The 12,834-nt window shown below is 64.4% G+C and carries 8 protein-coding genes; 5 read left to right on the forward strand and 3 right to left on the reverse strand.

The window, feature by feature from the left end:
* Positions 1 to 41: 41 nt before the first annotated feature.
* The 3 genes from ACP15D_RS14900 (at position 42) to ACP15D_RS14910 (ending at position 4,970) form a co-directional block, all read left to right on the forward strand.
* Positions 42 to 2,240, forward strand: a complete 2,199-nt coding sequence (locus ACP15D_RS14900; protein WP_424958225.1) for an RNA degradosome polyphosphate kinase — start codon at positions 42 to 44, stop codon at positions 2,238 to 2,240.
* Between the two features lie 26 nt (positions 2,241 to 2,266).
* Positions 2,267 to 3,805, forward strand: a complete 1,539-nt coding sequence (locus ACP15D_RS14905) for a Ppx/GppA family phosphatase (RefSeq protein WP_424958226.1) — start codon at positions 2,267 to 2,269, stop codon at positions 3,803 to 3,805.
* A gap of 247 nt (positions 3,806 to 4,052) precedes the next feature.
* Positions 4,053 to 4,970, forward strand: a complete 918-nt coding sequence (locus tag ACP15D_RS14910) for a DnaJ C-terminal domain-containing protein (protein WP_424958227.1) — start codon at positions 4,053 to 4,055, stop codon at positions 4,968 to 4,970.
* A 17-nt stretch (positions 4,971 to 4,987) separates the two neighbouring features.
* Here the strand turns inward: ACP15D_RS14910 and ACP15D_RS14915 are convergent, their stop codons facing one another.
* The 3 genes from ACP15D_RS14915 to ACP15D_RS14925 form a co-directional block, all read right to left on the reverse strand.
* A complete protein-coding gene (locus ACP15D_RS14915; protein WP_424958228.1) occupies positions 4,988 to 5,191 on the reverse strand; it encodes a hypothetical protein in 204 nt (67 codons plus the stop codon).
* A gap of 103 nt (positions 5,192 to 5,294) precedes the next feature.
* Complete coding sequence (gene rnd / locus ACP15D_RS14920; RefSeq protein WP_424958229.1) at positions 5,295 to 6,470, reverse strand: ribonuclease D; 1,176 nt, start codon at positions 6,468 to 6,470, stop codon at positions 5,295 to 5,297.
* A 232-nt stretch (positions 6,471 to 6,702) separates the two neighbouring features.
* Positions 6,703 to 8,523: a methanol/ethanol family PQQ-dependent dehydrogenase gene (locus ACP15D_RS14925; RefSeq protein ID WP_424958230.1), complete on the reverse strand. Its 1,821-nt coding sequence runs from the start codon at positions 8,521 to 8,523 to the stop codon at positions 6,703 to 6,705.
* A 618-nt stretch (positions 8,524 to 9,141) separates the two neighbouring features.
* Between ACP15D_RS14925 and ACP15D_RS14930 the strand changes: the two genes are divergently transcribed.
* On the forward strand, positions 9,142 to 10,623 hold the full coding sequence (locus tag ACP15D_RS14930; RefSeq protein ID WP_424958231.1) for a catalase: 1,482 nt from the start codon (positions 9,142 to 9,144) through the stop codon (positions 10,621 to 10,623).
* A 304-nt stretch (positions 10,624 to 10,927) separates the two neighbouring features.
* Positions 10,928 to 12,784 carry an OmpA family protein gene (locus ACP15D_RS14935; RefSeq protein WP_424958232.1) on the forward strand — a complete coding sequence of 619 codons (1,857 nt, stop codon included), beginning with the start codon at positions 10,928 to 10,930 and terminating at the stop codon, positions 12,782 to 12,784.
* Positions 12,785 to 12,834: the final 50 nt, after the last annotated feature.

Consider the following 12,834-nt stretch of genomic DNA (forward strand, 5'->3'; position numbering starts at 1 on the left):
GTCCCCGCGATCACAAACGACGCGGGCGAGGACAATCCACGATGGCCAGCGCGAGGAACAAAGTGCGCGAGAAGGCAGCCGTACGCAAATCTGCAGCAGCAATCGAGCCTCCGCCCGAGGGGCCGGCGCGCTTTTACAATCGCGAGCTGTCCTGGCTGCAATTCAATCGTCGCGTCCTCGAAGAGGCGCAGAACGAGCGCCACCCCTTGCTCGAGCGCGTGCGCTTCCTGTCGATCTCCGCGTCGAACCTCGACGAGTTCTACATGGTGCGCGTCGCCGGCATCTACGGCCAGGTGGCGGCGGGTGTGCAGACGCCTTCGCAGGACGGCCTGACACCGTCGCAGCAACTTCGCACCATCAACCGCTTTGCCGCCTCGCTCGTTGCCGACAAGCAAGCGTGCTGGCGCAGCCTGAAAACGGACATGGCTCAGAACGGCATCCATATTCTCGAAGCCGGAGATCTGAAGCCGGCCGAGAAAGGCTGGCTGCAACGCCTGTTCCTCACACATATCTTCCCGATCTTGACACCGATCGCTGTCGACCCCGCGCACCCCTTCCCGTTCATTCTCAACCGCGGCCTCACCATGGCCGTCGAGATGCTGCGCAGCTCCGACTCTAAGTCGATGAACGGCCTCATCCCGATCCCCAGCCAGCTCGAACGCTTCATCCGCCTCGGTGGCATGGACGCCGAGCACAAGGACCTGCGCTTCATCAAGATCGAGACCATCATTGGTCTGTTCATTTCCGAGCTGTTCCCCGGCTTTGAGATCAAGAGCCAGGGTGCCTTCCGCGTGCTGCGCGACAGCGAGGTCGAGATTCAGGAAGAAGCCGAAGATCTCGTCCGCTCGTTCGAATCCGCTTTGAAGCGCCGTCGCCGCGGCCACGTGATCCGCCTCGAGCTTGAAGCGGCAATGCCCAATCGCCTGAAGAAGTTCGTCATCGAGGAACTGGAAGTCGGCGAGGACGCCGTCTTCATCAAGGACGGCCTGCTCGCGCTCGCCGACACCGCGCAGCTCATCGTCGCCGACCGGCCCGATCTACTCTTCAAGCCGTTCGTCTCGCGCTTCCCCGAGCGTATCCGCGAGTTCAGCGGCGACTGCTTCGCCGCCGTTCGCAAGAAGGACATCATCGTCCACCACCCGTACGAATCTTTCGACGTGGTGGTGCAGTACCTGCGCCAGGCCGTGGCTGATCCGAACGTCATGGCCATCAAGTGGACGCTCTATCGCACCTCGCGCGACAGCCCCATCGTACAGGCGTTGAAGGAAGCCGTCGAAGCCGGCAAATCCGTTACAGCCGTCGTCGAGCTGAAGGCCCGCTTCGACGAGGCCGCCAACATTCGCTGGGCGCGCGATCTGGAAAACGCCGGCGTGCACGTCGTCTACGGCTTCATCGAGCTGAAGACGCACGCCAAGCTCGGCATCATCGTGCGCCGCGAAGGATCGGAGCTGGTCAGCTACTGCCACATCGGCACCGGCAACTACCATCCGCTCACCGCGCGCGTTTACACCGACCTGTCACTGTTCACGACCGACCCGGCGATCGCCCGCGACGTGACGCGCATCTTGAACTTCGTCACCGGCTACGGCGAGCCCGCCGAGCTTGAGGCCATGGCCGCGAGCCCGCACGGCATCCGCCAGCGCATCATCGCCCACATCCGCGAGGAGATAGAGCACGCCAAGGCCGGGCGCCCCGCCGCCGTCTGGATGAAGATGAACGCTCTGGTCGACGGCCAGATCATCACCGCGCTCTACGAGGCGAGCCAGGCCGGCGTCGAGATCGACCTTATCTGCCGCGGCGTTTGCTGCCTGCGCCCGGGCATCCCCGGGCTATCCGAGAACATTCGCGTAAAAAGCATCGTTGGCCGTTTCCTCGAGCATGCCCGTATTTACGCGTTCGGGCGCGGCCAGGGGTTGCCTTCCCCGAAGGCCGCCGTCTACATCAGCTCCGCCGACATGATGCCACGCAACCTCGACCGCCGCGTCGAGGCCATGGTGCCGATCATGAACCCTACCGTGCACGAACAGGTGCTCGATCAGATCATGGTCGCGAACCTCAAGGACAACCAGCAGAGCTGGAGGATTATGCCGGACGGCTCTTCGGAGCGCATTCATCCGGCACCGGGAGAGGAAGCCTTCAACGCGCACCGGTATTTTCTCACCAACCCGAGTCTTTCGGGTCGTGGCCAGGCGCTCAAGGAGAACTTCCCACCCCGCTTCAGCATGCTGCACAAAGACTGACTTAAAAAGACGAAGCGGGGCTGCCTTTGACGAGCTTGGAGCGGTTGTTCGGCGAGCAAAACCGGGTGCACGAGCTCGAGCCCATAGGCGTTATCGACATCGGTTCCAACTCGGTGCGCCTGGTGGTGTACGAGGGCGCCGTTCGTGCGCCGACGCCGCTGTTCAACGAGAAGGTTCTGTGCGGCCTCGGCAAGTCGATCGCCTCCACCGGCCGCCTCGGCACCGATGCCGTCGACCGAGCACTTGCCGCGCTCTCCCGCTTTCGCACCATCACCCGCATCCTCGAAGTGAAGAACGTGCGCGCCTTCGCCACCGCGGCCGTGCGCGAAGCACAAGACGGCGCCGACTTCATCTCTCGCGCCGAGAAGGCACTCGGCCTGCGCATCGAGATCCTCTCCGGCGAACGGGAGGCGCGCCTCGTCTCGCAGGGTATCATGATGGGTTTCGTCGACCCGGACGGCATTGCCGGTGACCTCGGCGGCGGCAGCCTGGAACTGATCGACATTTCCGCGGATCGGGCCAAGCAGGCCGTCACGCTGCCGGTCGGCGGTCTCCGGCTCATCGACGCCACGGGCAACAAGATCGAGAAGGCGCAGCCGCTCATCGATGATGCCCTGGCGAGCGTCCCCTGGATCGGCCAGGGTGCCGGACGCCCGTTCTTCGCCGTCGGCGGAAGCTGGCGCGCCATCGCGAAGCTGCACATGGAGCAGACCAACTATCCGCTGCATGTCACGCACGGCTACGCCATCCCGACCATGGTTGCGATCGCCTTCTGCGAGTTTCTGCGCAAGACCAAGAAGCTCACCGGCCTTTCAGGTTATGACGAGCTGGCCAAGGCGCGCCGCGAGGTGCTGCCCTTCGGCGCCTTCGTGCTCGAGCGCCTGCTCAGAGCTCTCAACCCCAGCGAGGTTGTGTTCTCGGTCTTCGGCGTCCGCGAGGGCCTCATCTACTCGCTGCTGCCCGCGCACGAACGCCGCAAGGATCCGCTGCTCTCGTTCTGCGCCGAATACGCCAGCCTGCGCTCGCGCTCGGTGGACCATGCCTGGGAGCTGTGCAAGTGGACCGACGCGCTGTTCGAGCCGCCCGGTCCCAAGGAAACGCCCGAGGAGCGCCGTCTGCGCTACGCCGCCTGCCTGATCTCCGACATCGGGTGGCGCGAGCACCCCGACTACCGCGGAGAGCAGAGCCTCAACCTGCTCGCCCACTCCGGACTTTCCGGCATCGATCACCCCGGCCGCGTGTTCATGGCCCTGGCAATCTTCTATCGCCACGCCGGTGCCTCCCAGGAGCACGCCGACGACCTCTCCTCCCGCCTGAAGCTGCTCATCTCCAAACGGGCCCAGAAGCGCGCCCGCATCATCGCCGCCGCCATCCGTACCGCGCACATGCTGTCGGTCGGCGTGCCGGGCGTCATCGACGAAACCCCGCTCAGCTATGATGGCGACAAGCTCGTCCTGACCATCCCCAAGGCCTATGCCGGCCTCGACGGCGAGCGCCTGCGCCGCCGTTTCGATACCCTCGCCCAGCTCCTGGAAAAGACCCCGGAAATCCGCTTCGGCCGTTAACCGATCGCTGCTTGGCGGACGAATCCCCCTTACCCGCAACGGCTCTCTTGGCCGCCGGAGGCGGCAAGGGCGCAAGGCGCCCCGGCGCTAGCGCCGGCCATCCGCTCGGGACACACCGGCCACAAACAATGCTTCCTCTCCCCAGGTGTCAGCCGCAAGCCATTGTCACCGGCCTGCCGCCGCCATATTTCCTGCTAGACTGTGGCAGCTGACCGGGGGGTCGGCATAAGGGGACAGGACGTTCGCAATGGCCGATGATCCGTATGCAACCCTGGGCGTATCGCGGAACGCCTCGGACGAGGACATCCGGCGCGCCTTCCGCAAACTCGCCAAGGAATACCACCCCGACATTTCCAAGGGTAACGAGGAGCGCTTCAGGAAGGTCTCCTCCGCCTACGAGATCCTCGGCGACGCCGACAAGCGCCGCGCGTTCGACCGCGGCGAGATCGACGCCCGCGGCGAGCCACGCCACCCAGGCTTCCGCCAGTATGCCCGCAACGGGGCGAGGGCCGGTGCCGGCGCCGGAGCCGGAGCAGCCGGCTTCGAGGAGTTCGGCTTCGGCGACATCTTCTCCGACATCTTCGGCGGCATGGGACGCGGCGGGGCTGCCGGCGGCCCCCGCTCCAACTTCTCCGCCAAGGGCCAGGACGTCCGCTACACCCTCGAGGTCGATTTCCTCGAGGCAGCAGCAGGCGCAACCAAGCGCGTCACGCTGCCGAGCGGCGGCATGCTCGACCTCAACGTCCCGGCCGGCGTCACCGATGGACAGGTGCTTCGCCTCAAGGGCAAGGGCCAGCGCGGCGTTGGCGCGGCCGAAGGGGGCGATGCGCTGATCGAGGTACGCGTGCGCCCGCACCCGCTGTTCAAGCGCGAGGACGACGACATCCTCATCGACGTGCCGATCACGATCGACGAAGCCGTGCTCGGCGCCAAGGTCGAAGTCCCGACCATCTCCGGCCGCGTGCAGCTGAGCATCCCCAAAGGGACCAGCTCCGGCCGCGTGTTCCGCTTGAAGGGTAAGGGCGTCAAAGCCGCCGGGCGGTCAGAGCCGGGCGATCAGCTCGTCACCGTGCGCATCGTGCTGCCGGATAACATCGACGACACGCTCGCCTACTTCTTCTCCGAGTGGCGCCAGAAAAACCACTACGACCCCGGCCGCAAATAGCTCGGCCCGCGCAGGCGTCACGCACCTGGTTTGGTGAGCGCAATCAACACGCGATAGGCCGTCACCAGCAGCAGCACGGTTGCGACGCCTAGCGTGATCCAGTCGAGATCCGTCGCCGTACCGTTCAGCACGCGCCGCAGATAAATGAACACGAACACGCCGAACACGGCGAGATACGCAAGCTGTGCGACGGGCAAGCGCGGCGGAGCGTTTTTCGGCATTGCTCGGTGAACCCATTGCGTTGCTTCGGGGCCGGAAGATTACCGCGCACGCCTGTGGCTGTCATCATCGCGCAGCGATCTGACCGGGGCAGACACCGCGCGTTTATTCCGCGGGTTCCCGATCGGCCTTCGCCGTCGCGATTGGCACCACTTCGCTGCCCGCCAGCGTCAGCGCGATCTCGCCGCGCTTCAACCGCAGTGCGTCCTCACCGAACAGACGCCGCCGCCATCCTTTGAGCGCTGGGATGTCCGGCTCGGTCTCGGTGGCGATCCGCTCCAGATCCTCAGAGCCGGCGATCAGCTTCGTCGCCACGCGATGGCGCGCAGCCGACGCTTTCAGCAGCACCCGCAGCAGCTCGATCAGCGCCGTCGATTCGGCGGTCAGTTGCGCACCGCGCGAGATCGGCGGCACGCTCTTGGTATCGCGCGCCAGCCCGCGTTTCACCGCCTCGATGATCTCGCGCGCCCGCGCCGAGCGCGAAAAGCCCTCGCTCAGTGTGCGCAGGTGGCTGAGCTGCTCCGCCGACGTCGGTGCCTGATTGGCGATGTCGTACAGCGCATCGTCGCGCAGAATGCGTGAGCGCGGCACGTCCTGCGCCTGCGCCAGCCGCTCGCGCCACGCTGCAAGCTCCATAAGCACCGCCAGCGCCTTGCGGTTCTTCACCCGTAGCTTGAGCCGCTGCCAAGCCTCTTCGGGGTGCTGCTCGTAGGTCTTGGTATCCGTGAGGATGCCCATTTCCTCGTTCAGCCAGTCTGCGCGCCCGGCCTTGTCGATGTCGGCCCTGAGATGGCGATAGACCTCGCGCAGGTGCGTCACGTCTCCGAGCGCATATTCGAGCTGCTTTTCGGAAAGCGGCCTGCGGCTCCAGTCGGTGAAGCGCGAGGACTTGTCGAGGTCGGCCCCGGTTACGCTCTTGACGAGGTTGACGTACGACACGCTCTCGCCGAAGCCGCACACCATCGCGGCCACCTGCGTGTCGAAGACGGGCCGCGGCACCAGTCCTGCCCGGGCATAAACGATTTCGATGTCCTGCCGCGCGGCATGGAAAACCTTCATGACCCGTTCCTCGGCCATCAGCTCCCAGAACGGGGCGAGGTCGATGCCGGGCGCCATCGGATCGACGATCATCGCTTCCTCGGGCGAGGCGATCTGGATCAGGCAGAGCTGCGGCCAGAACGTCGATTCGCGCAGGAATTCGGTGTCGACGGTGACGAAGTCACTCGTCGAAAGGCGCCGGACGGCTTGGGAGAGATCTTCTGAGGTGCTGACGATACGCATTTGATCGCCGTATAGCGCATCGAATCGGATTTGTCGCGGGTAGGGAGAAACATCGCTCAGCGCAGCGCTGGGCGGAAGATGGGGATGCAACACTAGGCATCCCCGAACGCCTGTCTTTCGGCCGATCCCAGCCGGCTCATCCGGCAGCAAAAAGGGCTGGTGCGCCAAAGCGCACCAGCCCCTGCGTCGTCTCACGGCCCGGCCGGGGGCCGGCCGTGGCCAAGGCTCCCGCTTATGGCAGCGCCCAGACCGTCAGCGAGCCACCGAGTGCGGTATAGCTATTGAGGCCGGAATAGCCACCGACGGCTCCAAGGCCATCGGTCGGGTTGGTGAGGCCCGCCGCGAGGCCGATACCTGCCCAACCGCCGACGCCGGACAGCACGCCGATGTACTGCTTGCCCTTGTGCCCGTAGGTGAACACGTTGCCGATGATCCCGGACGGCGTGCGGTTCTTGTAGAGCAGCTTGCCGGTCTTCTGGTCGACGCACTTGAAGTAGCCCTCGAGCGTCCCGACGCAGGCGATGCCGCCCGCGGTCGTCAGCACGCCCGACCACACCGAGAACTGCTCCTTGTTCGCCCACACGATCTTGCCCTCGGAGGCGTCCCAGGCAATGAGGTTGCCCATGTTCGGCGAGCCCTTCGGCGGATACATCGACACGGTGGCGCCGATGTAAGGCTGCCCCGCCGCGTACTCGACCTTGAACGGCTCATAGTCCATGCAGACGTGGTTCGTCGGCACGATGAACAGCTTGGTCAGCGGCGAGTATGCAGCTGGCTGCTGGTCCTTGGTGCCGTGTGCCGACGGGCAGATGTCCGTGGTGTTGGCGTCTTCACCGTTGAGGAAGGTCGACTTGGCGGCAACGACGGCGGGCCGCCCGTACGTCGGGCTCTTGGGATCGAGATCGACGTGCGTTGCCCAGTTGACGACGGGGTCGAACTTCTCGGCAACCAGCGGTCTGCCCGACTTGCGATCGATCGTATAGCCGAAGCCGTTGCGGTCGAAGTGCACGAGCACGTTGTGCTTCTCGCCCTTCACTTCCATGTCGTCGACGAGGATCATCTCGTTGACGGCGTCATAGTCCCACTCGTCGAAAGGAGTGAACTGGTACGCCCAGACGGCTGCGCCGGTATCGGGATTGCGCGCGATGACCGACTGCGACCACTTCTGATCGATCTGCTTGCCATCGGGTCCGGAACGCTGCGCGGGGTTCCACGTCGAAGGATTGCCGGTGCCGTAGTAGACGAGGTTCAGCTTCGGATCCCAGGAATACCAGCCCCACGTGCCGCCGCCGCCGAGCTTCCATTGCTCGCCGTTCCAGGTCTTCAGCGACGAATCTTTGCCGACCGGCTTGCCGAGCGACATCGTCTTCTCTGGATTGAACAGGATCTCGCTGTCCGGACCGACAGAGTATGCGCGCCATGCGCGGCGGCCATCGGCGATGTCGTAGGCCGAGATGTGGCCCCGCACGCCGAACTCGCCGCCGGAGACGCCGACGATCACCTTGTCGCCTGCAATGAGCACGGCGCTGGTGCCGGTTTCACCCTTCTTCGGATCGCCGTTGACAGCTTTCCACACTTCTTTGCCCGTCTTGGCATCGAGCGCCACGACCGATGTGTCGGCCTGGTAGAGGAATATCTTGCCGTCTGCGTACTGAACGCCGCGATTGACCGTATCGCAGCACATCACCGGAATAACCGACGGATCCTGCTTCGGCTCATACTTCCAGACGATCCGGCTCTCGTCGTCGAGGTTGAGAGCGTAGACGATGTTCGGGAACGGCGTGTGAAGGTACATCGTATTGCCGACGACGAGCGGAGAGCCCTCATGCCCGCGCAGCACGCCAGTCGAGAACGTCCAGGCGACGCGTAGCTCGCCGACGTTCCCGGTGTTGATCTGGTCGAGCTTGGAGTACCGCGTGTTGGCGTAATCGCCCTGCTGCATGCACCAGTTGTTCGCATCCTCGACGCACTTGAGGACGCTATCGTTGGCCAACGCCGTCGCCGTGAGGGCGACGGTCGCGGCCATCGCACCTACCAATCGACTAGCAATCATTCACTCGCTCCTTCCCATAGATCTTTGCCGACGATCACGTCATCGCCGGGCACTGCTCCGCTGGGCGGCCGAAAAGGTGAGTGAGACGTTCCTCGCGAGGGAGCGTGCAAACACCGTTGTTCGACTGACACGCAGAGCCGATCACGAAGTAGTGAACACGGGCGTCGAGAGGTAGCGCACGAGCGCACGGCAGCCATGCGCATGGATTTTCGGGCATCGACTAAAGTCGGACTGGCGCGATGAACCGCAGCGGAAAATCAGCACGTGCGCGCACCGCTGCAGCCTGCGCGAGCAATCGTGCGCGCGCTTGCAATTGCACCGCCGGCCCAACATGTGTCTCGGAGCAAGAACTTTTGGCGTGTGGCCGCGGTGGAGAACACGCCAGAATTCTCCGCGGCGTCAGGACTCGCTGGCAAATACGTGCGGTAGGATGAAGCGGCCGGGCCCCAACTAAACTGACGGCCGTCAGTGGCCAGCCCGCGAATATAAGTATTTATGCCTGTTTCTAAGCGCACCAATAAGATCGCCTTATAGGCAATCTCAGGAAAGATCATTTTACAAGCACTCTAAGGAAGGGCCCCTTGAGTGCGAAGCGACGAGCCACTCCGGAGTCACCCCATGTCAGACAAAACGCCCAAGGTAACGCTCACGACCACCGCCGGCGCACCGATCGCCGACAACCAGAATTCTCTCACCGCTGGGCCGCTGGGCCCTGTCCTCATGCAGGACTATCAGCTCATCGAGAAGCTGGCGCATCAGAACCGCGAGCGCATTCCCGAGCGCACTGTTCACGCCAAAGGCTGGGGCGCCTTCGGCACGCTGACCGTCACCGGCGACCTCACCAAGTACACCAAGGCCAAGGCGTTGCAGCCCGGCGCCCGCACCGAAATGCTGGCCCGCTTCTCCACCGTCGCCGGCGAGATGGGCGCCGCCGACCACGAGCGCGATGTGCGCGGTTTCGCGCTGAAGTTCTACACTGAGGAAGGCAACTGGGATCTCGTCGGCAACAACACTCCGGTGTTCTTCATTCGCGATCCCTACAAGTTTCCCGACTTCATCCACACCCAGAAGCGTCACCCGAAGACCAACATGCGCTCGCCCACGGCCATGTGGGATTTCTGGTCGCTGTCTCCCGAGAGCCTGCATCAGGTGACGATCCTGATGTCCGATCGCGGCATTCCGCAAAGCCCGCGCTTCATGCACGGCTTCGGTTCGCACACCTATTCGTTCATCAACGATAAGGACGAGCGCTTCTGGGTGAAGTTCCACTTCAAGAGCCAGCAGGGCATCAAGAACCACACCAATCGCGAATCCGAAGGCATCATCGGTAAGAACCGTGAATCCTATCAGGCAGACCTGTTCGGCGCGATCGAGGACGGCGACTTCCCCAGGTGGAACGTATTCGTCCAGGTCATGCCCGAGGCTGACGTCGGCAAGCACTGGTACAACCCGTTCGACCTGACGAAGGTTTGGCCGCACGCCGACTACCCGCTGATCGAGCTCGGCGTGATGGAGCTCAACCGCAATCCGGAGAACTACTTCAACGAGATCGAGCAGGCCGCCTTCTCGCCCTCGAACGTCGTGCCAGGCATTTCGTTCTCGCCCGACAAGATGCTCCAGGCGCGCATCTTCTCTTACGCCGATGCACACCGTTACCGCCTCGGCACGCACTACGAGCATCTGCCGGTGAACACAGCCAAGTGCCCCGTGCACCACTACCATAAGGACGGACCGATGCGGTTCTTCCCGCCGGTGACAGGCAACGTCGATGCCTACTATGAGCCCAACTCTGTTGCCGGCTCCGCCAAGCAGGACGAGCGTTTCGCCGAACCGCCGCTGAAGATCTCCGGCGATGCGACGCGCTACAACCATCGCGACGACAACGACGACTATAAGCAACCTGGCGATCTGTTCCGCCTCATGAGCCCTGATCAGCAGGCTCAGCTCATGAACAACATCGCCGAGGCGATGCAGGGCGTGCCCGAAGAGATCGTCAAGCGTCAGGTCGCCCACTTCTTCAAGGCAGACCCCGCCTACGGCCGCGGCGTTGCCGAGCGCATGGGCGTGACTGTGACCGAGGTAGCCGAAGCCGCCGAGTAATCAGTCCGCGAAGCATCAAAGGGCCCGCCGTGGATCATCTCCGCGGCGGGCCTTCTTCTATTTGGACAGCGGTGTTCGGCAGGCTCTCGCACCGCGCGGTCTTTGCCTCAACGAGGCCCTATTCCGATCCCCGTGCGAGTTGCTGTCGTACAGCGATCTTTTTCGCCGATCGTTCCGTTTTGTGTCACGAGTTGGCTTGAACTTAGCCGTACACCGCACTGAATTTTAAGCAAATTAGCTGCAATTTGATCAGGTCTTTCAAGCGCGTCTTAGCCGCGCCCGCCCAGCAGCCGAGGACCTGTTCATGCGTATTCGCCCGCTCCTGCCGATATTATTATCGACCATCGCCGTACCGGCCATAGCGGCCGATCACACCCACTGCGCCACCGCTTCCGATTTCGTCGCTTGCCTCATCATTGAGGACGCCGTGCAGCGTCAGCGCGATGCGGAAATCAACGCGGCCATCGCCCGCGTCGAGCGCGTGAGCCGCTACGATCTCAGCACCACGCACTGCAAGACGCCGGATTCGCAGACGCCGCGCTGCCTCGCCGAGCGTCAGCGTGACTTCGCAACCCGCCAGAACGCTCTGGCCGCCGCCTCCATGGCACTCGCCGCCGAGGTGCGCGCCCGCCAGGCAGCCCGCGCAGCCGCGAGCGCAGCCGTCATGGCCCGCGCCCGCGCCGAGGAAGCCCGCCGCCTCGAGATCCAGCAGAACGCTCTGATCGAGGTTTCTCTCAGCGCCGTCACCGCCGAGCGCCAGCGTCAGTTCGCGGCGCGCCAGAACGCGCTCGCAACCGCTTCGATCGAGAACGTCGCCAACGAGCGCCGCCGTCAAATCATGGCCCGCCTCGCTCCGTGCACGCTGGCCAACGATGATCGCGCGAAGTGCCAGACGCAGCGCGCCCGCGAGTTCGCGGCCAGCCAGCAGGCACTCGCCACGGCTTCCTTGCAGCGCGTCACCGATGAGCGCGCCCGCGCCTTCGCCGTAGCACGTAACAATGAGATCAAAGCCTCGCTTGCAGCGGTCACTGCTGCCCGCGCCCAGGCCCAGAAGAATAACTTCGCCCTCGCCATCGGCCACCCGGCTTCCCACTGCGCTCACAATCTGAACAGCCAGAATTGCCAGGACGCCGGTATTGCTTCGGTTGCCGCCATCGGTCATCCCGCATCGACCTGTGCAAATTCTGCAGCAGCTGGATGCCAGCCCATCGAGGCGCTGCAGGTTGCGCTTAGCGACTGCCGCTCTGTCGGTTATTCCGCCTCCGGATGCCGCCTCGACCGTGCGAACATCACCGAGGTGTCCTACAGCCTCTCGCACTGCAAGTCGGCCTCTGACACCAGCCCGCGCTGCGAAGCCGAGCGTGCCTATCAGCTTCAGGCCAGCCTGACGCATTGCAAGTCCGCCACCGACGCGAGCCCGCGTTGCGAAGCCGAGCGCGCCCATCAGCTTCAGGCCAGCCTGACGCACTGCAAGTCTGCCACCGACGCCAGCCCGCGTTGTGATGCCGAACGCGCCCGGGACTTCCGCGCCGCCCGCAACAACGAGATCGATCGCTCGATCGCCGCCGTTGCCGCCGCTCGGGCCCGTGGCCTGCTCGACACGGCCGCCACCACTCAGCCGCGTTCGAACAACATCGAGACTGGCGCCATCAGCGTACCGCAGCTTCCCAAGACACCCGCGGTCGAGATGGAGCGCCGCGGCTCGCGCTTCCACGACATCTCGAACGATCCCTGCCGCGTCGGCCTGTTCGATCCCGTCCCGTTCACGCGCGGTGGCCGCATCGAGAGCGACGCGCGCCCTGAGCTTGATCGCCTCGCCAGGCTGGTCGAGACCTGCCCCGGCATGCGCATTGAGGTGCATGGCTACACCGACGGCGGCTCACGCGCCAACAACACTCACCTGTCCCAGCAGCGGGCCCGCGCCGTGGCCGACTACCTGATTGCCTCGGGCGTCGCCCCCAACCGCGTCGCCGCCATCGGCCGCGGCGGTCGCCAGCCCGCGCTCCCCTACTCGAAGGACTACGAGGCCCCGCTGGGCAGCCGTGCCGAGCTCATCGTCCGCGACCCCAGCATGGACGCCGCTGCCCGCCGCGTGATGTGGGACCTCGCCGAGGTGCTGGACCCGACCTACATCCCGGCGGTTGCCAACCTCAGCCCCTGATTCTACACTTTGAAACATTAGCTCGGCCCCGAAGGCCTGCCACCGCCGAT

This window comes from Hyphomicrobium sp. 1Nfss2.1, assembly GCF_965243865.1.
Classification (GTDB): Bacteria; Pseudomonadota; Alphaproteobacteria; order Rhizobiales; family Hyphomicrobiaceae; genus Hyphomicrobium_A.

Excerpts from the sequence above, each read along its gene's own strand:
- ACP15D_RS14900 (WP_424958225.1), top strand. The coding sequence starts at position 42 with ATGGCCAGCGCGAGGAACAAAGTGCGCGAGAAGGCAGCCGTACGCAAA.
- ACP15D_RS14910 (WP_424958227.1), top strand. The coding sequence starts at position 4,053 with ATGGCCGATGATCCGTATGCAACCCTGGGCGTATCGCGGAACGCCTCG.
- ACP15D_RS14915 (WP_424958228.1), bottom strand. The coding sequence starts at position 5,191 with ATGCCGAAAAACGCTCCGCCGCGCTTGCCCGTCGCACAGCTTGCGTAT.
- rnd (WP_424958229.1), bottom strand. The coding sequence starts at position 6,470 with ATGCGTATCGTCAGCACCTCAGAAGATCTCTCCCAAGCCGTCCGGCGC.
- ACP15D_RS14925 (WP_424958230.1), bottom strand. The coding sequence starts at position 8,523 with ATGATTGCTAGTCGATTGGTAGGTGCGATGGCCGCGACCGTCGCCCTC.
- ACP15D_RS14930 (WP_424958231.1), top strand. The coding sequence starts at position 9,142 with ATGTCAGACAAAACGCCCAAGGTAACGCTCACGACCACCGCCGGCGCA.
- ACP15D_RS14935 (WP_424958232.1), top strand. The coding sequence starts at position 10,928 with ATGCGTATTCGCCCGCTCCTGCCGATATTATTATCGACCATCGCCGTA.